The organism is Fictibacillus phosphorivorans, assembly GCF_023715845.1.
GTDB lineage: Bacteria > Bacillota > Bacilli > Bacillales > Fictibacillaceae > Fictibacillus > Fictibacillus phosphorivorans_D.
Window position 1 is genome coordinate 1 of the sequence record NZ_JAMBOR010000034.1, and the last position, 24,718, is coordinate 24,718.

A 24,718-nucleotide genomic window follows, 5' to 3' on the forward strand; every position below is an offset into this window, starting at 1 on the left:
AAGCTTCGCGACATATTCTCGGTACTCTAAAGACTTTCTTTTCATGTGGACACGTCCCCTAAATTAGTTTTGTTTAAGTATAAAGAATTCTCACAAGGATGTCTCCACTTTTAAGACTAATTTAAAGGCTACTCAAAAAAACCTACTTCCCCACTCACATCACATCACTACAACCGTTTCATGGTAAAATCAAGCTAACGAAAGGAGCGGTCAACATGATTTTAGGTGCAATTGAAGCAGGCGGTACAAAATTTGTCTGCGGAATCGGCAATGAACACGGAGAAATCATTGAAAAGATCAGTTTTCCAACGACAACGCCGGAAGAAACACTAAAACTCGTAATAGATTATTTCAAGGACAAGCAGATCGAAGCGCTAGGCGTGGGTTCATTCGGACCGATCGATCTGAACCAAGAAAGCTCCACATACGGATTTATCACAAGCACACCGAAAAAGCACTGGAAGAACGTGAACTTGCTCGGTGAACTCAAAAAAGAGATCGATGTGCCGATGGCGTTCGACACGGACGTGAACGCAGCGGCGCTCGGCGAAATGGAATGGGGCGCGGCAAAAGGACTCGACAGCTGTGTCTACATGACAGTCGGAACGGGAATCGGAGTCGGAGCGGTTGCGGAAGGGAAGCTCATTCACGGAATGCTCCACCCCGAGATGGGCCACATTCTCGTAAAACGACATAAAGACGACACGTATAAAGGGAACTGTCCGTTTCACGGCGATTGCCTGGAAGGACTGGCCGCAGGTCCAGCGATTGAAAACCGCTGGGGTCAAAAGGGTGTTGTGCTCTCAGCAAACCCGGAAGTATGGGAACTCGAAGCTTATTATCTCGCCCAAGCACTCGTGAATTACATCCTCGTCCTCTCGCCGAAAAAACTCATCCTCGGTGGTGGAGTGATGCAGCAAAAACAACTGTTTCCGATCATTATCGAAAACGTAGTGAATCTCTTGAACGGCTACATCCAGCACGAGAATCTACTCGTAAATATCGACGCTTATATCGTTCCGCCTGAACTGGGGGATAACGCAGGGTTGTGCGGTGCACTGGCGCTCGCGAAAAGATTGTAGATTAAGTAAGCTGACTCGATCATGAGTCGGCTTTTTTGTTAAACACCACTTTATACCCATGAATCTTTAGTTGTGATCTTTTTGAGTTAACACTATAATGATACATAATTTATTGAATAATCAAAAATTATAAAAACAAGGAGATGTTTACGCTTGTTTTCGAAACGTTTCACCCATCTGTTTTGAAGCGAATGTGTTGATGGTGCAAAAGCGGATTTATGAAGCAAGAAAGAACTTCAAAAAATGATCTAGCGCAAAAAAGGAGTAGATATGACCAATTTGATAAAAGTAACAGGCTTTGGTGATGAGATTTCACCAGACCTCACAGAACAGCTCAATGTATTGGAAGCGGAAGGAATGAAACACATTGAACTTCGAAGTGTATGGGGCAAAAATGTGGTCGAGCTAACGGAACAGGACATTAAAACTATCAAAAAAGAACTCGACACGAAAGGGTTTCAGGTATCGGCCATTGGGTCACCGATCGGAAAAATCAGCATCCTGGATGATTTCTCTCACCAGCTGAACGACCTTGATAAAGTCATCAAGCTTGCTGAGATTTTTGACACCGCTTACATCCGGGTTTTTTCGTTTTTTATTCCGAAAAAGGAAGATCACTTCACATACAGGGAGGAAGTGATCAACCGAACGAAGGCGATGGTGAAAAAAGCAGAAGAAAATGATGTGATCCTGCTTCATGAAAATGAAAAAGGCATTTATGGAGACAGTCCTGAATGCTGTTTGGATCTCCTAACAGCGATTTCTTCTCCAAACTTCAGAGCCGTATTTGATATGGCGAACTTCGTCCAATGCGGCGTGAAACCCTATACAGAGGCATACCCTCTACTCCAGCCGTACATCGAATATGTGCATATAAAGGATGCACGTTTTTTAGACGGAAAAGTACTTCTTCCAGGACAGGGGGATGGGGAAATGGAAGCCGTTTTAACTCAATTAAAAGAAGACGGCTATCAAGGGTTCTTATCGATCGAACATCATTTAGCTGCAGAAGATGAATTTTCAGGGTACAGCCAAAAACAACTTTTCCAACAAGCATCAAGAGCCTTAAACCGCTTATTAACAAACATCCATCAAAATAAGGAGGTTTCATCATGACAACGGAATTTCGATTCGGCATTATCGGATGCGGGGTAATCAGCCATACGCATGCACAAGAAATCAACAACATTAAAGGGGCCAAGCTCGTTGCTGTAGCGGACGTGGTGGAAGATTGCGCAAAAAGTGTTGGCCAAACGTACCAAGTGGATTGGTATTCGGACTATCTGGATCTTCTAAAACGGGATGATATCGATATCGTAAACATCTTGACACCAAGTGGCCTAAGGGGAGACATTGCGATCGATGCTGCCCGTCATGGAAAGCATGTAATCGCTGAAAAACCGATTGATGTCACGTACGAGAAAGCAACAGCCATGATCGATGCATGCAGGGAAGCTGGAGTGAAGCTCGCCGTTATCTCACAGCATCGTTTTGACCATTCCACGGTAAAAGTAAAACGCGTAATAGAAGACGGTCAATTTGGTCATATGGTGCTTGGAGAATGCGCAGTGAATTGGTACAGAACGCAGAGTTATTATGATAGCGGGGCATGGCGCGGTACATGGGCGATGGACGGAGGCGGTGCGTTGATGAACCAGTCCATTCATACGATCGACCTGCTTCAATATTTAGTCGGTTCAGTCGAAAGCGTTTTTGCCCATACAGCGACACTCGCTCATGATCGAATAGAGGTGGAAGACGTTGCGGTGGTAACCGTTAAATTCAAGAGCGGTGCACTCGGAACGATCGTCGGCACAACAAGCGCGTATCCTGGCCTCTCTTCAAGACTTGAGATCTTTGGCACAAACGGATCTGCCGTTATCGAGCATGACAAACTTACGCATTTATTTTTAAAATCAACGGAACAGGACGGCCAATCCGTCAACTTAGCAGCAGAGGATCTTGATAAACCGGACCCGACAACGGTCTTTGGCTATGCGCATCGTCTGCAGATCGAGGACATGATGAACGCCATCCGAGAAGGAAGAGAGCCCTTAGTCAACGGGGAGGAAGGATTGAAGCCACTCGAAATCATTCTAGCGATCTATGAATCTGCCAAGACCGGTAAAGAAATCACACTGCCATTTAAAAAAGTGGAAAGCACACATTAAAGGAAGAGGAGAGGATTTTAAAATGATAGAAAAGTTTGGGGTACAGCTGTATACACTGCGTCATGAAATGGAACAGGATCTTTTTCAAGTTTTAACGGATCTAAAAAAAATGGGGTGGAGCAGCGTCCAGATTTCAGCTCTCTCTGATAAATATGACCCAAAAGAAGTGGCACAAAAGTTAAAAGAGCTGAATTTAAAAGCGGCCGGCATGCATGTTCCGTTAAATCGACTGGAATATGATATGGAGAACGTGTTAAGAGAAGCCCATCTTTATGAGACGAGAGATATCGTTTGTCCCTATTTGTCTGAAGAGTTAAGGACAGTTGATAGCTATCAGCATGTTAAACAGTTATTGAATTCAATTGTAGATAATCATCCTGATATCCGTGTCAGCTACCATAATCATGATTTTGAATTTCAGACGATGATCAACGGTCAAACAGCGATCGAGTACCTGTTAGACCCAGCGGAATCCAATAAAATATTAGCGGAGATTGATATTTATTGGGTAAAAAAGGCCGGAAGAGATCCACTGCAGTTTATCGATTCTTACAAAAATCGCATGCCCATCATTCATTTAAAAGACATGACGAACGATGAAGAAGAGACGTACGCTGCACTCGGGACAGGGAGTATCGACGTCAAGCCGATCATCGAATGGGGTGAAAAGTCGGGGATCGAGTGGTATGTGGTGGAACAAGATGAATGTCCGGGAGATCCATTCGATAGTTTACAAATCAGTTACAACTATATTCAGAGGTTGCTAGGTTCCTAAACGAATGGTACTATCATATTAATTTAATAAATTTAATGAATTAATTAATTATTACAGATTTCATAGGAGGTGCAAAAATATGAGCTTACGAATCGGAATTGTGGGGACGGGAAGAACGATCGGTGTGGCAAGTGATCATCTTCACGGTATCCAAGCGAATCCTGAATGGATCCTCTCAGCGGTTTACGATATCGTTCCGAAAAACGCACAGCATTGGATCCAGCAGCACAATCTTTCTTCCTCTTTGATCTGTTCCAGCCTAGAGGAATTATTAGACAAGGTAGATGCGGTGGTGATCTGTACCGATAACTTATCGCACGGAACGATCGCAAGAGAAGCCTTCAAGAAGAAACTTCCCGTTTTATGTGAGAAGCCTCTTTCCATCGATTATTACGAATCACAACAATTGGCCAAAGAGGCAGCGGAAGCAGGCGTCGTCAACTACATGGGCATGCAGTATCGCTATCATCCATACGCTCAGCTGATCAAAGAGATCCTCTCATCAGGTGAACTTGGAGACATCTTTTCATATCGTCATAAGCTTGGGGGCGGAAGGATCGGAAACCCGAACGTTGGTCTGGAATGGCGGATGAAAAAAGAATCGTCTGGAGCCGGAGCAGTCGCGGATTTTGGGATTCATCAAGTGGATCTCATCCATTTTTTCCTGCATGAAACGTGTGGGGAGATTAAGAGCGTACAGGCTGAACTTGCAACATTTATCCAAGCGCGCCAGGCAGAAGGTTCTTCAACAGCTCCAGTTACAAACGATGATCTAGCTGTGGTGATCGCCCGTTTAGAAAACGGAGCGATGATAACGCTGAACAACTCTCGGTTGCTGCCACAAGATGGCGATGGTTTGGAGATCGTGGGGACGAAAGCGGCTATTTCTATGGATCAGCACGGGCAGCTCTTCTTGAGAAAAAAGAATGCTGATGGTTCCTGGTCTGGTGAACGAGAACCTCTTGAGATCGAGGAGCGGCATAAGTTCCCGGGACTTGCCCGTGGTAAACAGTATAAAGAGTTCTATGAGGCGATAAAGTACAATCAGCCGCATGAATTATCGTTCGCTTATGCCGCAAAAGCTGCAAAAGTGATCGATGCAGCCGTTTTATCGAGCCAAGAAGGAAGGCGAGTCTCGATTTCAGAGATAGAATAATAGATTTTTTATGGACTTTGAGCGAAAAAAAGAGATTTTGAGCGAAACGAAGGGTGTTTTGAGCGTAGCGAGAAGATTCTGAGCGTTACTCGCCGTTTTTGAGCGAAACTCAAGAATTCTGAGCGAACGTGTAACAAATATAAAAACACGTACCGTAAAAAAACGGGATGGTCGCTGAATTAACCGCTCCCCATACCCCTCACCAAAACAAACAAGGAGGATTTCAACATGCAACAAACCCAAACACATCAAGCCACTGTAAACCTAGCACCACTATTCAACCCCGAAGAAGGAAAGACGGTCATCTCGCCACTCGGTAACGAGACAGGCTTTTGGGCAGGAGCGCCGACCGTTTTATTCGATGAAAAAGATGAGACGTTTTATTTGTATTACCGCCTTCGCAACCCGCGTGGACTTGGAGAAAACGAGCGAGGCTTTGAAGTGCGCATCGCGAGCAGCAAAGATGGTGAAAACTTCACAGACGTTTGGAGTGTTCATAAGCGCGAACTTGATTCCAGCTCGATCGAACGCTCTGCCCTCGTAAAAGTAAATGATGATCTGTACCGCCTTTATATCAGTTATGTCGATCCTGCGGATAACCGCTGGCGCATCGATGTCGTCGAAGCAAAGACACCTTCATCGTTCCAAGTCGAAAACCGCAAAAAGGTATTAACGGCAAGGGACCTTCCTCAATCAGAAGGGGTTAAAGATCCTTATATTGTGAAACATGAAGACAAGTATTACATGTATTTTGTGTACGCTAAAGGACTCAAGACTGCGGCATCAGAAGAGATGCACCAAACCGGTGATGTTCATAATACAGGACTTGCGGTTGCACCAACAGGGCTTGCGATCAGTGAAGATGGCATCGATTTTAAGTGGGTGGATACGGTCATTCCAGTAAGTGACGCAGGATGGGATCAGTATCAATCGCGCCTCACGACGATCATCCCAACACAGCACGGTTACACGGTCCTGTGGGATGGAAGTGTCGGTGTTGAACAGAATTATGAAGAAAAAGTAGCACAGGCCGTTACGTTTGACCTCCGTACATTTGCCAAACTAAACGTAGAGGGTCCAGTGCTCGAAACCGCAACGGGCAAGGCCGTCAGGTACGTGGACGCGATCGTTCATGAAGGTGCTGTATGGTACTATTATGAATATACAAGAGAAGACGGTGCGCATGAGCTGCGTCTATGTAAAGTAAAAATCTAGCACGAAATAAGGAGTCAGGAAGATATGTCATTCATCGGCCAAAATACGTTACGAACCAAACAATTAAATCGCTCACTCGTCCTGCAGTCGATCCTCAGGCTGGAGAAGCCGACTCGTCAGGAGATCGCTGCTTTTACAAAGCTGACACCAGCTACGATCACGAACATTATCACTGAATTGATCGCTGAGAAACTCGTTGTCGAGACGGGCAGTATGGAAGGCGGAGAAAAGCGGGCAGGGCGCAAAACCATTGCTCTTGATTTAAATGAAGAGTCGAAGCGTATAGCCGGTGTCCATATCCGAAGTGATCGCGTTGAATTTGGAATCATGACATTGAAGGGAAAAGTGCTGCAGTTTCATTCTTTTCCGCTTCCTGAACAAATGGATCAAAATGATTTTTTATCCCTATTAATAAAAGAACTCGAACAATTCCTCGCAACATCCAGCAATCCTGTATCCTGCATCGGAATCGGGTCAGTGGGACTTGTTGATTTTGAGCAGGGACGAATCTTAGAAGCAGAACATATGGGGTGGGAAGATGTCGAACTCGCATCGGCCGTTTCTTCCCGCTTCCATCTTCCAGTTTACGTGGACCATCATGTACGCGGGATGGCCCTTGCCGAAAAGCTTTTCGGGTCATGTAAAAACGAATCAGACTTTCTTGTCGTCTACCTCGGCCAAGGAATCGGTTCAGGCATGTATTTGAAGGACCAGTTATATCGAAGTGATCTTACAGGTGCCGGTGAGTTGGGTCACATGATCTACCAGCCAGAAGGAAACCCTTGCTGGTGCGGAAGCCGAGGCTGCTTGGAGAGATATGCTTCTGAGGCTGCGCTTATAAAGAAGTATCAACTAAATTCGATCGATGATTTTATTACAGGGTGTAAACGTAACGATGAAAAGATGCTCCAAGGGGCAAAAGATGCGGGGAAAAAGATCGCAACCGTGCTCACTTCCTTTATTAATATGCTTCATGTAAACAAAATTATGGTCGGCGGCAGACTTGCGGATTCCGAACTGCCCTTGATCACGGCGCTCAAAAAACAGATCCGCGAGTTATCTTTTCTCGATAAAAAAAGACACGTCGAGATCGAAGCTTCTTCGATGGGAGAACAGGTCGGTGTGATTGGGGCTGCGAGCCTAGCGTTACTTTATGCCGTATTCAATGCGAATCTAAACGAAAATAGGTGAGGATATGAAGCTTGGTTTTTTAACGAATTCATTGGTTCATCATGGTATGGACAACATCGAAGAACTGGTAAACTGGTCCGTCCAGCATGACTTTCAAGCTTTGGAAGTTGGACCGAATGTACCTTTTCACTCCTTAGAAAAAGTAGTTTCCGAAAGAAAGATAGAAGTTTCTGCATTAACGTATTGCAGAAACTTTTTAAGTGAAGATGAGGAACTCGCAGCCATCCATAAAAAAGAGCTCTTTAACCGGGTAAGGATGGCGGGGGAACTGGGTATTCCAGTCGTTGTCACATCTACCGGTATATCAGCAAACGCAAAAGGCGATCACTATGATGGCTATGACGCGATCCGCTCAAAGCCGGAATACAGTCTAGAGAAGGTCGTTTCACTGTTTCATGATTATTTAGAACTTGCAGAAAAGGTGAACGTGAAGATCGCCTTTGAAAACTGTCCACTCATGGGGAACATCGCGATCTCACCAGATCTATGGGAGAAGTTATTTGAAAGACTGGACTCACCAAATGTCGGTCTCGCATACGATCCTTCTCATCTGATCTGGCAGTTCATCGATCCTTACCTTCCGATTAAAGAATTTGGCCACAAAATTTTTCATGTTCATGCAAAAGATACAGAGATCAACCATGAACAATTAAAGAGAGCAGGGATTCTGTCAGATTTTAGCTGGTGGAGATACCGATTGCCAGGTTTAGGTGACCTTAACTGGACGAAGTTCATCTCGGAACTGACTGAAGCGGGTTACAGCGGAGCCATAAGTGTAGAACATGAAGATCCGGTTTGGGGCGGAGATTTAGAGAAGACGAAACAAGGGCTCATCATCTCAAAAGAGTACTTAGCAAGTATTCCTGGTTTTGATACGACTCAACCAATCATACAGATGAGCAAAAAATAGACAAATTCTCTAAAAATATTTCAAAATATTCAAAAAGTACTATTGTAAACGGTTTCAACTTCAATTATAATTATTTCATTGAAACGTTTCAATAATATGTAAGCCCTATATTTTTTTAGGTGTCGGTGAAACGTTTCGAAAACCTGTTCCCGATTTTTTTTACTAAAAAATTGAAACGTTTCAACCAGTGAGGAGGGTGGTAGTTGGTCACATTAAAAGATGTTGCGAAGCGGGCAGGCGTTAGCGTTTCAACAGCATCTTATTCCATCAATGGAAGCTCCTTAATCACAAAAGAAACAAAACAGAAGGTTCTTCTTGCCGCTAAAGAGATCGGCTATCGGACGAACGGTCCTGCAAAAAACCTCAAAGAGAAAAAAACGAATATCATCGGTCTGTTCCTTAGTGGATTCACCGGTCCGTTCTTCACGGATATGATGGAAGGCATTCAAGATGTGGTCATCCAAAACGGCTATGAACTGATGGTCTATGCATCAGATGACAATCATCGGCTGCTAGTGGAGCGTTATGTAGATGGCGCGATTATCCTGAACCACCATATGGAAGATTCGTTTTTAAAAGCGATTGCTGATGAAAAGTTGCCTTGCGTCGTCTTGGACAGGGAGATCAAGACGCCTTTTATCAACCACGTCCTTCTTCCAAATGAACAAGGATCGGCGATGGCGGTACGCTACCTTCTTGAAAAAGGCCACAATCGAATTGGTTACATGGCAGGTTCCCGTGAATCCTATGATGGTGAGATGCGCTTGAAAGGATTCAAAACGGAGATGAAAAAGTACAACCGTTCATTCTCCCGAAAAGATCTGCTGCGAGCGGATTTTACGGAATCCAGCGGCTATCTAGCGATGTCCCAGTACATAGAGAAACGTACACAGGACGTTCCCACAGCCTTTATTTGTGCAAACGATGAAATGGCCATGGGAGCAATCAGAGCAATTAAAGAGAAAAATCTTAAAATACCCGATGACATTGCCATTGTCGGATTTGATGATATTTACGTATCCAAACATTTTAGTCCTTCGATCACGACGATAAAAGTTCCGAGAAAAGAGTGGGGAACCATTGCCGCACAGTCATTGTTTAAGATGATGGATTCAACGTATGATGCGGAAACGATGGAAGCTGTATCGGTCGAGTTAATGAGCCGTACTTCGGGGTGAGGTGAAACATGATTCAGATTAAAAACGAAAAAGTAATCGTAGACGGAAAAGAAATCATGCTTTTTGGTGGAGAACTCCACTATTTCCGTGTACCAAGAGATGAATGGAGAACCCGTATCCTTCAAGTGAAAGAAGCGGGCGCAAACATGGTCAGTACCTATGTTCCTTGGATTTTCCACGAATATGAAGAGGGTTCGATCGATCTAACAGGGGAAACACGTCCTGAGAGGGATCTAAAAACATTTCTTCAGCTGGTAAAAGAAGAAGGGATGTATTGCCTCGTTCGCCCTGGCCCTTACGTGATGGCAGAGATCGTGGACCACGGGGTTCCGACCTGGTTCATCGATCACTATCCGGAAGCGGTCGCGAAAACAAATGACGGAAAACAGCATCCTACACGCGTTGTCAGCTACAGTCATCCGGTCTTTTTAGAAAAAGTAGAGATCTGGTATGAAAAAGTATGCGCCGTCATCAGACCGTTTCTTGTAACGAACGGTGGATCGGTCATTCTTTTTCAGCTTGATAACGAAGTCGGGATGTTTCATTGGGTAACCAATCAGCCTGACTATAACGAATCTACCTTAACAGAGTTCACAGAGCATCTTAAACATAAATACACACAGGAAGAATTTCAACAAACATTCTGCGTTCCTTACAGCGAGCTAAAAAGCTTCGCGGAATCAAAGAGTAAAAAGCCAGAGCCTATCTTTGCTCATGCGCTCCGGAATGAGTTCGGGTTGTTCCTTCGTGAACATTATCGACGCTTTATCGAGTATTTGAAGCGATCGGCTGAAGATAAAGGAATCGATGTACCGTTTGTGGTGAACATCCATGGTTTTCATACGATCGATCTCACCAAACGAGGCACGATGTACCCGATCGGCATTTCGCAGCTCCTAGAAACAGCGAAGATCGATAACGTCCTCATGGCGGGCGATTATTATATCGGCAATATCGAGTACGACAACTATACGGATATTGTGCTCGCAAATGCGTTTACGAAAGCCGTTCAGTGGAAGGAACAGCCGCTGTTCTCGGCAGAATTTCAAGGCGGAAGCATTCATGACAAACCAAGGCTTCAGCCAGCAACGTTCGATCTCACAACCCGCCTTTGTATCGCTGATGGGATGAACGGCGTGAACTATTATATGTTCGCCGCGGGTGAAAACTATGAAAATATCGGTCTCTTTGGTAAACGCCATGACTGGCAGGCGCCTCTTACAAAAGACGGTAAGAAGAGTCCGCATTACTATACGATCCAGCATATCGGGAAGATGCTTCAAGTCTTCGAAGGTTCGTTGATCGAAACGAAGCCGGAAGTGGATACACATTTTGGCTTTTATCCGGATTATTACATGACGGAGTTCCACGATGAACATACGAAGGACATGACCGATCAGATCCAGCATAAGCGAGACGCTTATCTGTATAACGGGATCGCCAAAGCGCTGAGGGTGAACAATATCGTCTATGACGCTGTCAATCTATTAGATGATGATGAGCTGGATCCTCGTAAACTTCCAACGCTCTGGATGTTCTCTACCGAATGGATGGATGAGAACATTCAGCAAAAGCTCGTGAATTACATGGAAAACGGCGGAAAGCTGATCTTGTTCCCGACCGTACCTGTAAAAACGATGAAGAACGTACCATGTACAATCTTAAAAGATTATATCGGCGTCGCGGTAAAAGGGCATAAACATCACGGCTTCGTCCAGATCGATGAGACGGAAAATGTGATCACGAATCAGCTGGAGATCTATGAAACGGAAAGTGGAGCATTTGCCTGGACAGAAGATGAGAAAGAAGTCGTTGCTTTCGAAAAGAAACTTGGAAAAGGAACGCTCATCATGTTCGGAATCGGAATGGATCATAGCTTCAACTATCAGAACGACCTGATCGTCCAGTTGGCTGAGCGGGCTGGTATCAAGAGCCGCTTCCAGTTAGATGAAGAACTCGATCTCACCGTTCGAACAAGTCCAGACCATGGAAGCTATCTGTTTATCCAAAACTTTGATGAATACAAAAAGAAAACGACTCTTCATTACAAAGGAAAGCCGCTTTTTGATGGGAAGGAATTAACCGTTCCGCAAAGAGCCGGCCTCATGCTCCCAATCGATGTTCCGCTTCGAGATGATTTATCCATCACGTATGGAACAGGGGAGATCTATCATCTGAAGCAGGAGCAAAACAAGCTTGAACTCTTCATCAAGATCGAACAAAACGAGGAAGAATTCGTTTTCCATTCTTCTGACTGGATACCGTCAGAAAATGAAGCGATCACTGTGCAAAAACTGACGGAGCATCAATTTAAAGTGCTGATTCGTTCCCATAACGAAACAGAACGCATTCTTTTTAATCCTGTGGCAGTACAAGCTTCACCACTATAAATCTATTTAAATTAGGAGGGGTTTTTCATGAAAAAAGTTTTCGCGCTTATCGCCATCTTGTCGCTTCTGTTCTCAATGGCTGCCTGCAGCTCAGATGAAAAGGCGAGCACCGGTGAGAAAAAAGAAAATGTGACTATTTCTTATGCAAGTTGGTCACTTGGTACAGAAAAGGAACAAAACCTTGAGCGTCTTATGATCAAGGCATTCGAAAAGAAATATCCGAACATCAAGGTCAAGATCGATGAGTCGATCAGTCCGACTGACTGGAACGGCACATTAGCAGCTGCAGCAAGTGCCGGCAAGATGCCAGACGTTTTTGCTCTACCTCAGATTCCAGCTTCATTATCAAATGACTGGCTGCTGGATATCACGAAAATGGCGGAAAAAGATAAAGACTTTGCCAACATTCCAGAAGCTGTACGTGATTCTGCAACATACAACGGAAAAGTTTACGCGGTTCCATTTGCTCAGCATTTCTTAGGCTATATCGTAAACAAAGACTTGTTTAACGAAGCAAACCTGGATTACCCAGAGTTTGGTTTTACCGTTGAAGAATACACAAAAGCAATCAAAGACGTAACAAACATCTCTAAAGGGATTGCAGGAACAAACCATGCATTCTCTGTAGCAGACTGGTATCCGGCTGCTGTTAACCCGGACATGGGCTGGTACACATTGGCTGACGGACAATATGCATTAGACAGCAAAGAATTCATTGCAGGAGCAAATCTTGCAAAAGAAATCACGACGAACAACTATGCCTATGAGTCTCTTCCTGATGAGTTAAAAGCGAACTTTAAAGGTGAAAACGCTGAAGAAGTTTGGATGAACGGACAAGTTGCCGTGAAATGGGACGGAACTTGGGGAATCCCGGCTCTTGTTGAAAAAGGACAGTTTGAATTTGACTATATCGGACTTCCAGGTGGAAGAACGGGTGTAACGAACGACTTTGTTGGAATCTCTAAAACAAGTAAACATCCAGAAGAAGCTTTCCTTTTCTCAAAATGGATGTCATTCGGTAAAGAAGGCTTCATGAAGCGTATGGATATCGCTGAAAAGGAAGGAAAAGCGTTGAACACACTTCCTATTAACGCAGACCCGGAAATTTTAGATGAATACTTTGCGATCAACGAAGTACCTGGAATCAAGCTGGCTTATGACAACTTAGATAATGCGGTTGTAGAGCCTGTTAAAACGGTGCCAGGTTATGTAGACGCTCGTTGGGAAGCACCAACTGGTGTGAAAGTGGGAGAAGAAGCAAATGCAAAAGTAGCCATGATCTTGGATAACGTGATCAAAGGCGAGTTAAAGATTGAAGATTACGCAAAACAGCTTGATCAACTAGCAGACCAAAAAAGCAAAGAAGCACAAGAGGCTTTAAAAGATAAATAGGAAGCCGGGATTTTAAGGGGAGGTTGATAGTATGAAGTTTAAAAGATTTCTTTTGGTAGGTTTGATGCTGTGCTTCATCTTTCCACAACATATAGTAAATGCTGAAACGAACAGTAATGATAAACCTGCCGAACAAGTCGTGGAGGAAAACTATCATACCGTCCTTGAAAACTGGAAGAAAGAAGGGAAGAAGGACGCTTCAGAGTTTGAAGCGTCCGTATCTCCTTCAAACTTTCAAACAGCAGAACAATCAAACTTGCTGCCGGTTGAGAAAAGCAAAGGATACAACGATCGTGTTTTCTATTGGCATAACCAAGCATCCGTTTCATACGAGGTTGATGTAAAAGAAGCGGGGCTTTATGAACTATCTTTTGATTATTACCCGCTGAGCAATGAGGTTGTTCCAATAGAGGGCGCTATTCAAGTGAACGGTAAATATCCATTCTACGAGAGCAGAAGAATAGTATTCCCGGCTGACTGGAAGAATGCCAAACAAACCTTCCAGAAAGACCGTTTTGGTAATGACATGATTCCAAAGCAAAAACGAATTGAGGAATGGAGCAGGATTACTGCAGAGGATGCGAGCCAGCTGCAAGCTGAACCGTTAAAATACGAACTGAAAAAAGGAAAGAATACGATCACGCTATCGAACTTATCGGGAGAAATGTTTCTCGGGAAGGCGTATGTCAAATCACCAAAAAAACTGCCAACTTATAAAGACTATCTCAAGGAACACAAAGATCAGAAACTCGTTGATGACGCACTGATCATACGAGAAGCAGAAAAGGATTATAAAAAGAACAGCTCGTACATACGACCGTTCGCGGCAAATGATACATCTGCAGTTCCGAGCAGTCCAAAGAAGCTTCTTCTGAACACACTTGGCGGCGATTCTTGGAAAGAATCGGGACAAACCGTTAACTGGAAAGTAAACGTAAAGAAAGATGGCTTTTACAAGCTGACGTTTAAAGTCCTGCAGAACAAAGAAACGACGGGTCCGGTCTTTCGAAAACTTTTAATCGATGGTGAGATGCCTTTTGCTGAAGCGGCGCCCTTCACCTTTGATTTTAATAAAAGCTGGTCCAACGTCACACTGTCAGACAAAAAAGGGAAAGCTTATTTATTTTATCTGACCAAGGGTGAGCATGATATCGGATTAGAAGCAGATGCTTCACCGGTTGAGCCTGTTCTTCATACGACGAACAACATCATGAGAGAGATGGAAGAACTGACGCTTGAGATCAGGAAGCTGACAGGAAACCAGACAGATACGGCCCGTGGATGGAAGATCAGTGAATATATACCGGGTATCGATAAAAAGCTTGCCGGCTGGGCGGATGAACTGGAAAGTGAACTCAAACACCTACGCACATTAGATAACACAGATGAAGATTCAAAAGACATGATCTCCTTAAAGATGGCCATTCAAAAGCTAAGGAAATTAAGTAAGGAGCCAGACGAGATCCCGGCAAGGCTCACAGAGCTTTCAGAAGGTTCATCTTCAGCCGCACAGCTGTTGGGGAACATGCTTGTGACACTGCCGAAACAACCGTTGACGATCGACCGTTTTTACGTACACGGTGATGAAAAAGAAGTACCAAATGCAGAAGCAGGCTTTTGGGAGAAGTTGTTCGATTCGATCCAGCGTTTCTTCTTATCCTTCTTCTCAGAAAACTATTCTGCGAGTGAAGCAGATGAGGATACGTTAGAGGTTTGGGTGAACAGACCTCGTCAGTACGTCGAGTTATTGCAAAACTTATCCGATCAAACGTTTACGCCGGAGTCCGGGATCAAAGTCAAGTTCTCGATCATGCCGGAAGAACAAAAGCTAATCTTAGCGAATGCTTCCAACAAGCAGCCGGATCTTGCGCTTGGCATCAGTTCATGGCTGCCGTACGAACTTTCCATCCGTGGTGCTGCGGTTGACCTGCATCAGTTTGACGATTTCGAGACGTTCAGTAAACAGTTCTCACCAGGCGCATTTCTGCCGCTCATGATCGGTGATTCCGTCTATGCGATGCCGGAAACACAAGATTTCTTTGTTCAATTTTACAGAAAAGATATTCTGCAGGCACTCGGTCTGCCGGTTCCGGATACATGGGAAGACGTAAAGGGGATCTTGCCGGAACTCCAGCGTTACGGGATGAACTATTATACCCACATCGCAGGTGCTACAGGGTTCAAGCCGTTCCAGGCTACGGCTCCTTTCGTTTATCAGTTTGATGGTGATCTCTATGGCAAAAATGGCATGAAGACCGCGATCGGAACGGAAGAATCGTTAAAAGGGATCAAGTTTATGGCGGAGTTGAACACGGTCTACAGCTTGCCATTGCAGGTTCCGAACTTTTATAACCATTTCCGTTATTCAACGCTTCCGATCGGGACAGCAAACTTTACCACATATACGCAGCTGACGGCAGCTGCTCCTGAGATCGCAGGATGGTGGGATATCTCTCCTCATCCAGGTGTGAAAAAGGAAGATGGTACAGTCGAACGCTGGGCGACGGGTTCTGGACAGTCCGCGATGATCTTTAAAGGAACAAAGAGCAAGGAAGATTCTTGGGAGCTCCTAAAATGGTGGTTATCGACAGATACCCAGACAGAGTTCGCGACAAATTTGCAGATGCTTTACGGACCAGAGTACATGTGGAACACGTCCAACCTGGAAGCCTTTAAGAACCTTCCATGGCCGGAAGAGCATAAGGAAACCATTCTAAAACAATGGGAGTATCTATACGAAGTACCAAAGAATCCAGGTTCCTACATGATCGAGCGTGAGCTTTCAAACATCTGGAACCGAATCGTATTCGATGGGGTCAACCCAAGGTCTGCAGTCGATGATTCCGTCGTTGCGATCGACAGAGAGATCAAGAGAAAGATGGAAGAGTTCGGATATGTGGAAGATGGCAAGATGGTCAAACCGTATCCGATTCCTACGATCGAACAAGTGAAAAGTTGGGCAGGGGATGAGAATGAAGACAAAAACAATTAAACGAGATCGCTCACATTGGATGTTCCTAGCTCCTTACATTGTCCTGTTTACAACCTTCATCATCATACCTGTTGGAGCAGCAATCGCATTATCATTCACATATTTTAATGCGATCGAAACGCCGACCTTTATCGGGTTGAGCAACTATGTCGGTCTCCTCACACAAGATGAAGTGTTCATGCAGAAAGTCTTGCCGAACACGTTAACGTTCGCCCTGATCGTCGGACCAGGCGGGTATATCTTATCGTTCATACTCGCTTGGTTACTCGCGCAGGTTCCAAAAAAGATGCGGACAGTCCTGGCGCTCATCATCTACTCGCCGTCGATGACAGCGGGTGTGGCGATGGCAGTCGTTTGGACGATCATCTTCAGTGGAGATGAAACAGGTTATTTAAACAGCTTGCTTCTCACGATGGGTGTATTGCTCGAGCCGATCCAATGGCTGCAATCCCCTGAATACCTGATGAAGATCATGATCTTTGTAACACTCTGGGGCAGTATGGGTGTAGGATTCCTCGCCATGCTCTCAGGTGTTCTTAACATCAATACCGAGATCTATGAAGCAGGTTACATTGATGGGATCTCAAACCGTTTTCAAGAGATCATCTACATCACGATTCCTTCCATGAAGCCTCAGATGCTTTTCGGGGCTGTCATGGCAGTAGTTGGAACCTTTCAGGCTGGGGCGATCGGTGTTGCCTTGTCGGGAGCGAACCCGACTCCGCAATATGCCGGTCAGCTGATGGTCAACCACTTGGAGGACTATGGTTTTATCCGCTACGAAATGGGATATGCAGCAGCCGTTTCCGTTGTACTTCTCATTGTTGTATATGTGTTCTCGAAAGTAGCCTGGAGGCTGTTTGGAGAAAAGGACTAGACGTTAGGGAGTGATAAACATGTCGGCCTTTCAAGGGACAAAGATGAACCCGTCAAAGTTTCATAAAAGCCAATTGAAGTTCCTTGCTTTTCTGATTCCGTTAGCTATCTTTATGGCTTTGCCGATCGTCTATATATTCTTTCATGCATTTAAACCAATCGATGAATTGTTCGCTTATCCGCCGCGTTTTTTTGTAGATAAGCCAACATTTCAGAACTTTATAGACCTTTTTTCAAAGACGAACGATACGGGAGTACCGATGTCTCGTTTCTTGTTCAACAGTGTTGTGGTCACGCTCATCGTTGTCGTTCTTACCGTTATCATCAGTACGATGGCAGGCTACGCGTTATCTAAGAAAAATTTTAAGATGAAAAAAGCGATCTTTGAGATCAACACGCTTGCCCTCATGTTCGTCCCGGCAGCTGTAGCCATCCCGCGTTACCTTTTGATCGACGAACTGGGACTGATCAACAACTTCCTGGTGCACATCCTGCCGCTCCTCGCCATGCCGATCGGGTTGTTTCTGGTCAAGCAGTTCATCGATCAGATACCCGATGAGCTGCTCGAGGCGGCAAGGCTTGACGGAGCATCTGATTTTCAGATCTTCGTACGGATCATCGTTCCGCTCGTGAAACCGGCAATCGCAACGATCGCGATCCTCTCCTTCCAGCTCGTATGGAACAGCATCGAGAGCTCGTCACTCTATGTGAACGATGAAGGACTGAAGACGTTCTCTTTTTACATGTCGACCTTAACGTCAACGGTTGACGGAAATAATGTGGCAGGACAAGGACTCGCAGCAGCTGCTTCCTTGATCATGTTCATACCGAATCTCATTATCTTTATTATTCTGCAGAGCCAGGTGATGAATACGATGGCTCATTCAGGAATCAAGTAAGAAAGTAGGAGGGGGGAGAAATGAAGCGTATATTACAATTTGCAGCTCTATTGGTATTCTTGCTCGTTCCGCTTCAGTCGATCGCTTCTGCTTCTGTCCCTTATAAGACAGAGACATTATCGGCAGATGAACAGATGATCGAAACACAGACCGCCTATATGCCGGTTGGCACACTTCTGCCGGATGCGGGGATCACGAATCCTGAAGATATCTTTTCTGATCAAAAAGGAAACCTGTATGTAGCTGATTCAGGTACGAGGACCATTATTGTTGCTGACAAGAACGGCAACAAGATCCAGGAGATCGGAAAAGGCATCCTAAAATCACCGACGGGCGTCTATGTGGACGATAAAGAAAAGATCTATGTGGCAGATTATGAAGAAGAGAAGATTTTTCGCTTTCATAAAGACGGAAAAGTAGAAAAGGAAGTTGGGAAACCTGATTCTCCGCTTTTCGGAAAAAAATCTGCTTTTAAACCGCAAAAAGTAGCCGTGGACAAACGCGGCAACATCTATGTGATCAGTGAAGGATCGACGAACGGGATGATCCAGCTGAGCAATGAAGGTTCATTCCTTGGCTATTACGGGGTGAACAGCACAGAGGCTTCCTTCAGCAACTTCGTGCAGAAGCTTCTGACCTCTGAGAGCAAAAAAGCAAGAATGTTCATGAAAACACCGCCGGCACCTGACAATATCGCACTCGATGACCAAGGGCTCGTCTATTCCGTAACAGAAGGAACGACGAACGAGGTGATCAAAAAGCTGAACGTTGCAGGGAAGAACATGCTCATTGAAGATATCTCAGAAGAAAAGTCACTGCAGGATATTACCGTTGATACAGAAGGAAACATGTTCGTTGTTTCCAGTGCAGGCGAAATCTATGAATATGACAGCTTTGGAAATCTATTATTCGTTTTTGGCGGGAAAGACGATGGCACGAACCGTCTCGGATTATTCAAACAGCCGACAGGCATCGCGATCGATCCAGAAGGCAGGCTGTATGTAACCGATAAAGAACGCGGCTTGATCCAAATCTTTGAATCTACCGCCTTCTCCGATCAAGTACATAAAGGGATCGCGCTCTTTAAAGAGGGGCGTTATGTACAGAGCCAGAAATACTGGGAATCGGTTCTGGAGATGAACTCCTCGTTCGGTTTGGCGCATTCAGCCATGGGGTCTGCTTACTACAAGCAGCAAGACTATGATAAGGCTCTAGAAGAATACAAGTTTGCTAACGATGTGTTCGGCTATTCCGATTCGTTCTGGGAAGTCCGCCATGCATGGATGCAGGAGAATCTAGAGATGGTTCTACTGATCCTTCTCGCACTGATCGTTCTATTTTATGTCGTAAAGGCCGTCGATAAGCGAAAAGGCATACTCGATCAACCGCGTAGAGGTTTACGCGCCTTTAAGCAACAGAAACTGATCTCGGAACTGCTCTTTTTGTTCAAGTTCTTCAGACATCCGATCGACAGCTTCTACTATTTGAAACGTAAGAAATACGCATCGGTCCTATCAGCAACGATCCTTTATATCATTCTGATCGCGGAATACATTTACGGCCGGTTCTATACCGGGTTCATCTACAACACGGTCGGCACAGAAGCGACACTGCTCGGTGAACTTCTGCTCCTCGTCGTTCCACTCAGTCTTTTTATTATCGTGAACTATCTCGTCAGTACGATCAATGACGGGGAAGGACGATTCAAGGACATCTATATCGGAACGATCTATGCACTCGCGCCGTTTCTCGTATTCAGTATCCCGATCACGCTTCTATCCAATGTTCTTACGTATAATGAAGCGTTTGTGTATGTGTTCTCGATCCGCATCATCTATGCGTGGTGCCTGATCATCCTGTTCATCATGATCAAAGAGATTCACAACTATACGTTCTCAGACACATTACGAAACATCTTCGTTACGCTGTTCGGCATGGTGATCATGCTTCTGGTCGTGTTCATCGTATTCGTACTGATCGACCAAGTGTACGATTTCGTTTATTCCATCATAAAGGAGGCTGTTTTACGTGTATAAAAAAATCATGCTTGCACTCGTTCTATTGCTCGTACCGATCACGGTCCTTGCAGCACAAGATGATAAGAAACGTACCGATCAGCCTCCAGAAGTGGAGAAAACTAGCCAAAATGTCATGAAATACACGTCTTCTTTGTTCACGAAGCCTGAGAAGAAAGAGGCAAAGGCTGTTCAGCAGGAAAACTCGTTCAAAGGCTTTGAAAAGGCAGCCGAGAACGAGAACCTTGTTTTATACGTGAATGAAGAAAACTTGGCCATTAAGGTACAGAACAAAAAGACCAAATACGTCTGGAATTCAGGACTCGACAAGCCCGATCAATACCGTCTAAACAAAACATGGGAACAGATGGCCCAGTCTGCGATCACTGTCGATTACATGGACCGTCGTGGAAAAGTAAGAACGGAAAGTATCACAACGAACGATTCCCGTCCAAGAGTAAAGGTAACGGACAAAGGTTTTACCGCTTCTCTTTACTTGAACCAATCGAAGCTCGATTTTGAAGTGAAGGTGGAGCTCGACGGAAGCGATGTTGTCGTTTCAATTCCGGAAGAAAAGATCAGAGAAAGCAAGTATACGAAGCTGATCTCAATGCGGGTCTATCCGTTCTTAGGGGCGGTGAACGAAAACGACATCAACGGCTACATGTTCATTCCGGATGGCTCGGGTGCGCTGATCCGCTATGAAAAGAGCAGCAACAAAGCAGATGCTCCTTTCACTGGTGCCATCTATGGTACGGACGAAGCGTTCAAGAAAACCGAAACGAAGAAAGATACAAAAGTGACACCGGCTGAAGAGATTAAGATGCCTGTATTCGGTGCGGTTCATGGGGTGAAGCAGAACGCCTTTTTAGCAGTCGTTGAAGAAGGATACACACACGGCGACATCCTCGCTTATCCAGCTGGCGTCTCAACAGACTTTAACTGGATCGCTTCTGAGTTTCATTTTAGAAAAGAATATTATCAACCGACGAGTAAGAACATGAAGGGCTTAACCCTTTATCAAAAATCAAAGAACCCGTTCGGCGTCAAGTTGAGATATAAGTTCCTTCAAGAAGAAGAAGCGGACTATGTCGGGATGGCGAAGGCTTATCAGGACCATCTGAAAGATACGAAACAGTTGAAGAAAAAGAAAGACCAGACTGGAGTAAGACTTGAGTTTCTTGGAGGAGAAGGAAAAGAAGGTCTCTTATGGGACTCCGTTCTTCCGATGACAAAGATCACGAGTATTCCTAAAATGACCGACGAACTGAAAAAAGAAGTCGATCACATGTTTGTTGTTTATAAAGGGTGGTCAAAAGGCGGACTGACCGGTACACTACCGAACAAGTTTCCGTTTGAAAACAACCTTGGTGATAAAGACGAAGTAAAAGAAACGATCAAAGCGCTTCAAAAAGATAACATTCAAACTTACTTTCAAACAGATTATACAAAAGCCTATGATGGCGCTTCAGGCTATTCGGGCAGTAAAGATGTAGCGAAGAAAATCAGTTCCGAGACGATCTCAAACAGGGAGAACAAGAAAACCGTCTATTATTTATCACCCGAAAAAGCCTTACAACAAGGGTCTGATGAGAGTAAGGAGTATAAGGACCTTGGCGTTTCAAACATCGCTGTCGATACAACAGGCTACACGTTGTTTTCCGATTTCAGCACGAAAAAATCGTCCGAACGTTCACAGACAATCAAGACATATCAAGAACTGTTCCGAACGTTGAAAAAGCAAGTGGGGAACGTCGCGTTATATGAGCCGAGCACGTATTTATGGAGCGAGACTGACCGGTACTTGGATATTCCGATGAATTCATCCAACTACGTGTTCGAGACTGACACAGTACCGTTCATGCAGATCGTTCTAAAAGGATACATGCCGTATTACGCACCTTACTCTAACTTCAATTCAGACACGAAAGACCAGATGCTGCGCATGATTGAGTATGGCGCATACCCTTCGTTCCTGTTAACAGAAGAACCATCTCATCTATTGGCTAAAACAGCATCGAAAGATATCTATACCTCTGAGTATTCAATCTGGAAAGACAAGATCATCGATCAATACAAGATGGTAGAAAAAAGTCTCGGACAAGTCGAAGGGGAAGAGATCGTAAGCAGAAATGTTCCACAAACTGGCATTGTCGAAGTAACGTATTCAAATGGAAAAGTGATCATCGTGAACTATACGAATGAGCCGTACGAAAAGAACGGAGTAACGGTTGATGCGAAAGGATTTTCGGTAACGGAAGGAGGAGAAGCGGATGAAAAAGCTGGCGAATAAAAGAAACCTAACAGGCTTACTCTTTGTCTCACCTTGGATCGTTGGCTTTCTTGTCTTTACCGCTTTTCCTCTTCTGTACTCATTGTTCTTGAGCTTTCAGCAAGTCAAGATCACGACAGATGGGATCAAGACGAAGTTTGTAAAGTTCGGAAACTATGAATATGCCTTTACGGTGGATGGAACGTTCTTAGACCGAGTCATGACGTACCTCCAAGAAATGGTGATCTCGGTTCCCATCATCATCGTCTTTTCTTTGATCATCGCGCTTCTGTTGAACCAAAAGGTAAAGTTCCGCGGTGTGTTCCGTACGATCTTCTTTTTGCCCGTTATCATCGCCAGCGGACCAGTAATTAAGGAACTGATCGATCAAGGGATCACAACGATTCCTTCTATTGAACAATACGCGATCTACCAGACGCTGAACGATAACCCGGAAGGTTTCTTTAACGGGATTCTGCTCTATCTGATCAAAAACTTGATCGTCATCCTTTGGTACTCAGGTGTTCAGATTTTAATCTTTCTTGCCGCACTGCAGAAGATGGACAAGCAGATCTTTGAAGCGGCGAAGATCGACGGGGCTAGCAACTGGGAGTTCTTTTGGAAGATCACACTGCCTAGCCTTGTGCCGATGATCGTCGTGAACCTGATCTATACGATCGTCACGTATTCCGTCTTTTCGCTGAATCCGATCATCGAACATATACAGAAGAACATGTTTAAAGTAGATACAGGCTATGGTTATGCATCAGCCCTGTCTTGGATCTACTTCCTCATCATCGCAGCAGCACTGGCCATTTCGGTCGGGTTGATGACGATCAAACGAAAGAAAAGCTACACCTAAAGAGAGGATGTGATCAACGTGCAAACCAAAACACAGCAAGTAAACAAATATTATTTTAAAACGAGACGAATGTTTTTGGGCATGCAAGGGACGGACGGCCTTCTTTTTAAACTTTTGATCTACGGACTCTTGATCGGGATCGGATTCGTTTATCTCTATCCGCTTCTCTATATGGGTGTATACAGCTTTAAGAGTTTAGATGACTTGTTAAATCCGCTTGTGAACTGGATTCCAACACAGCTTTATACCGGAAACTATGAACAAGCGAATAAAGTTATGGATTTCTTCTCTACCTTGATGGAGACCCTTTACGTCACGGTGCTGCCTGCTTTGGCTCAAACGGCGGTTGCCGCAGTAGTCGGCTACGGGCTTGCACGCTTTGATTTTAAAGGGAAAAATGTCATTTTTGTTCTCGTTCTTGCGACATTTATCATACCGCCGCAAGTAACGCTCATCCCAAGATATATCTTCTTTAATGAGTTGAATATCTTAGGAAGTCTTTCGGCGTTCTTATTGCCGGCAACCTTCGGACAAGGATTGAACAGCGCGATCTTCATCTTGATCTTTTATCAGTTTTTCCGTGCCGTTCCGAAAGCTCTTGAAGAAGCGGCACAGCTGGATGGGGCAGGGCATTTCCGGATCTTTTTTACGATCGCCCTTCCGATGGCGCTTCCAGCGATCATCATCTCGTTCTTGTTCTCGTTCGTGTGGTATTGGAACGAAACGTATCTGGCCGCGATCTATTTTGGAGACGCGTTGACGACGTTACCGCTTCAGTTGCAAAAGTTCGTCGCGACGTATCAGAAGATGTTCCCGGCTGAGATGGGTGTGAGCGGAGGCAACCAACTGAACGAAGGCATCAAGATGGCAGGTACGGTGCTTTCCATCCTGCCACTATTGATCGTCTATATCATCACACAACGCTGGTTCGTTGAAGGTGTGGACCGTTCGGGGATTACTGGGGAGTAATTTTTGAAATGTAGCGTTTTTGCAGGCAAAAACGTTCGACTTTTATTAAAAAGAATAGTGGGTGGCAGAATTCTGCTCCGAGCTGCTTCCTTAATGTAGGGATGACAGCCGGAATCGCGGTGTTCTGCCTCCCTTGTTTTTGTGTTAGGAAGTAGTCTTGAGCGAAAAATGAGTTTTTTGAGCGAAACTAGGTGTGTTTTGAGCGTAGCATAGAGATTTTGAGCGAAACTCGGTATTTTTGAGCGGTACTTAAATTAGTCTTAAAAGTGGAGACATCCTTGTGAGAATTCTTTATACTTAAACAAAACTAATTTAGGGGACGTGTCCACATGAAAAGAAAGTCTTTAGAGTACCGAGAATATGTCGCGAAGCT

Annotated in this window: 18 protein-coding genes; all 18 read left to right on the forward strand. The window is 44.7% G+C overall.

Features of this window, described 5'->3' with window-relative positions; translation table 11 throughout:
* Positions 1-215: 215 nt before the first annotated feature.
* A complete protein-coding gene (locus M3206_RS17970) occupies positions 216-1,082 on the forward strand; it encodes an ROK family protein (protein WP_285877023.1) in 867 nt (288 codons plus the stop codon).
* Positions 1,083-1,352: 270 nt separating this feature from the next.
* Positions 1,353-2,198 (forward strand): sugar phosphate isomerase/epimerase family protein, encoded by an 846-nt coding sequence (locus tag M3206_RS17975; protein ID WP_251313894.1) that lies wholly within the window; start codon positions 1,353-1,355, stop codon positions 2,196-2,198.
* Entirely contained in the window at positions 2,195-3,253 is a 1,059-nt protein-coding gene (locus tag M3206_RS17980; RefSeq protein WP_251313895.1) for a Gfo/Idh/MocA family protein, read from the forward strand. Before M3206_RS17975 ends, M3206_RS17980 begins: the two co-directional genes overlap by 4 nt.
* A 22-nt stretch (positions 3,254-3,275) precedes the next feature.
* The gene (locus M3206_RS17985) at positions 3,276-4,028 is read left to right on the forward strand and encodes a sugar phosphate isomerase/epimerase family protein (RefSeq protein WP_251313896.1); all 753 of its coding nucleotides are present in this window, start codon (positions 3,276-3,278) and stop codon (positions 4,026-4,028) included.
* Between the two features lie 79 nt (positions 4,029-4,107).
* Positions 4,108-5,184 carry a Gfo/Idh/MocA family protein gene (locus M3206_RS17990; RefSeq protein ID WP_251313897.1) on the forward strand — a complete coding sequence of 359 codons (1,077 nt, stop codon included), beginning with the start codon at positions 4,108-4,110 and terminating at the stop codon, positions 5,182-5,184.
* Between the two features lie 228 nt (positions 5,185-5,412).
* Entirely contained in the window at positions 5,413-6,399 is a 987-nt protein-coding gene (locus tag M3206_RS17995) for a hypothetical protein (protein ID WP_251313898.1), read from the forward strand.
* A 24-nt stretch (positions 6,400-6,423) separates the two neighbouring features.
* Positions 6,424-7,590: an ROK family transcriptional regulator gene (locus tag M3206_RS18000; protein WP_251313899.1), complete on the forward strand. Its 1,167-nt coding sequence runs from the start codon at positions 6,424-6,426 to the stop codon at positions 7,588-7,590.
* 4 nt (positions 7,591-7,594) lie between these two features.
* A complete protein-coding gene (locus tag M3206_RS18005; RefSeq protein ID WP_251313900.1) occupies positions 7,595-8,500 on the forward strand; it encodes a sugar phosphate isomerase/epimerase family protein in 906 nt (301 codons plus the stop codon).
* A 203-nt stretch (positions 8,501-8,703) separates the two neighbouring features.
* Positions 8,704-9,678 carry a LacI family DNA-binding transcriptional regulator gene (locus tag M3206_RS18010; RefSeq protein WP_251313901.1) on the forward strand — a complete coding sequence of 325 codons (975 nt, stop codon included), beginning with the start codon at positions 8,704-8,706 and terminating at the stop codon, positions 9,676-9,678.
* Between the two features lie 8 nt (positions 9,679-9,686).
* On the forward strand, positions 9,687-12,068 hold the full coding sequence (locus tag M3206_RS18015) for a beta-galactosidase (protein WP_251313902.1): 2,382 nt from the start codon (positions 9,687-9,689) through the stop codon (positions 12,066-12,068).
* Between the two features lie 27 nt (positions 12,069-12,095).
* Positions 12,096-13,460 (forward strand): ABC transporter substrate-binding protein, encoded by a 1,365-nt coding sequence (locus M3206_RS18020; protein WP_251313903.1) that lies wholly within the window; start codon positions 12,096-12,098, stop codon positions 13,458-13,460.
* Positions 13,461-13,491: 31 nt separating this feature from the next.
* The gene (locus M3206_RS18025; protein WP_251313904.1) at positions 13,492-16,452 is read left to right on the forward strand and encodes an extracellular solute-binding protein; all 2,961 of its coding nucleotides are present in this window, start codon (positions 13,492-13,494) and stop codon (positions 16,450-16,452) included.
* Positions 16,427-17,329, forward strand: coding sequence for a carbohydrate ABC transporter permease (locus tag M3206_RS18030; protein WP_425590748.1), 903 nt, complete (start codon positions 16,427-16,429; stop codon positions 17,327-17,329). Before M3206_RS18025 ends, M3206_RS18030 begins: the two co-directional genes overlap by 26 nt.
* A gap of 19 nt (positions 17,330-17,348) precedes the next feature.
* Entirely contained in the window at positions 17,349-18,227 is an 879-nt protein-coding gene (locus M3206_RS18035; RefSeq protein ID WP_251313906.1) for a carbohydrate ABC transporter permease, read from the forward strand.
* 20 nt (positions 18,228-18,247) lie between these two features.
* Positions 18,248-20,263, forward strand: coding sequence for a YIP1 family protein (locus tag M3206_RS18040; RefSeq protein ID WP_251313907.1), 2,016 nt, complete (start codon positions 18,248-18,250; stop codon positions 20,261-20,263).
* Positions 20,256-22,535, forward strand: coding sequence for a DUF5696 domain-containing protein (locus tag M3206_RS18045; RefSeq protein WP_251313908.1), 2,280 nt, complete (start codon positions 20,256-20,258; stop codon positions 22,533-22,535). The genes M3206_RS18040 and M3206_RS18045 overlap by 8 nt, the downstream gene beginning before the upstream one ends.
* Entirely contained in the window at positions 22,516-23,376 is an 861-nt protein-coding gene (locus M3206_RS18050) for a carbohydrate ABC transporter permease (protein ID WP_251313909.1), read from the forward strand. Before M3206_RS18045 ends, M3206_RS18050 begins: the two co-directional genes overlap by 20 nt.
* Positions 23,377-23,394: 18 nt before the next feature.
* Positions 23,395-24,345 (forward strand): carbohydrate ABC transporter permease, encoded by a 951-nt coding sequence (locus M3206_RS18055; RefSeq protein WP_251313910.1) that lies wholly within the window; start codon positions 23,395-23,397, stop codon positions 24,343-24,345.
* The last annotated feature ends 373 nt before the right edge of the window (positions 24,346-24,718 follow it).

Coding starts and splice junctions, on each gene's coding strand:
- M3206_RS18050 (WP_251313909.1), top strand. CDS start 22,516: ATGAAAAAGCTGGCGAATAAAAGAAACCTAACAGGCTTACTCTTTGTC.
- M3206_RS17985 (WP_251313896.1), top strand. CDS start 3,276: ATGATAGAAAAGTTTGGGGTACAGCTGTATACACTGCGTCATGAAATG.
- M3206_RS17970 (WP_285877023.1), top strand. CDS start 216: ATGATTTTAGGTGCAATTGAAGCAGGCGGTACAAAATTTGTCTGCGGA.
- M3206_RS18040 (WP_251313907.1), top strand. CDS start 18,248: ATGAAGCGTATATTACAATTTGCAGCTCTATTGGTATTCTTGCTCGTT.
- M3206_RS18030 (WP_425590748.1), top strand. CDS start 16,427: ATGAGAATGAAGACAAAAACAATTAAACGAGATCGCTCACATTGGATG.
- M3206_RS17980 (WP_251313895.1), top strand. CDS start 2,195: ATGACAACGGAATTTCGATTCGGCATTATCGGATGCGGGGTAATCAGC.
- M3206_RS18025 (WP_251313904.1), top strand. CDS start 13,492: ATGAAGTTTAAAAGATTTCTTTTGGTAGGTTTGATGCTGTGCTTCATC.
- M3206_RS18005 (WP_251313900.1), top strand. CDS start 7,595: ATGAAGCTTGGTTTTTTAACGAATTCATTGGTTCATCATGGTATGGAC.
- M3206_RS18000 (WP_251313899.1), top strand. CDS start 6,424: ATGTCATTCATCGGCCAAAATACGTTACGAACCAAACAATTAAATCGC.
- M3206_RS18015 (WP_251313902.1), top strand. CDS start 9,687: ATGATTCAGATTAAAAACGAAAAAGTAATCGTAGACGGAAAAGAAATC.
- M3206_RS17975 (WP_251313894.1), top strand. CDS start 1,353: ATGACCAATTTGATAAAAGTAACAGGCTTTGGTGATGAGATTTCACCA.
- M3206_RS17990 (WP_251313897.1), top strand. CDS start 4,108: ATGAGCTTACGAATCGGAATTGTGGGGACGGGAAGAACGATCGGTGTG.
- M3206_RS18020 (WP_251313903.1), top strand. CDS start 12,096: ATGAAAAAAGTTTTCGCGCTTATCGCCATCTTGTCGCTTCTGTTCTCA.
- M3206_RS17995 (WP_251313898.1), top strand. CDS start 5,413: ATGCAACAAACCCAAACACATCAAGCCACTGTAAACCTAGCACCACTA.
- M3206_RS18035 (WP_251313906.1), top strand. CDS start 17,349: ATGTCGGCCTTTCAAGGGACAAAGATGAACCCGTCAAAGTTTCATAAA.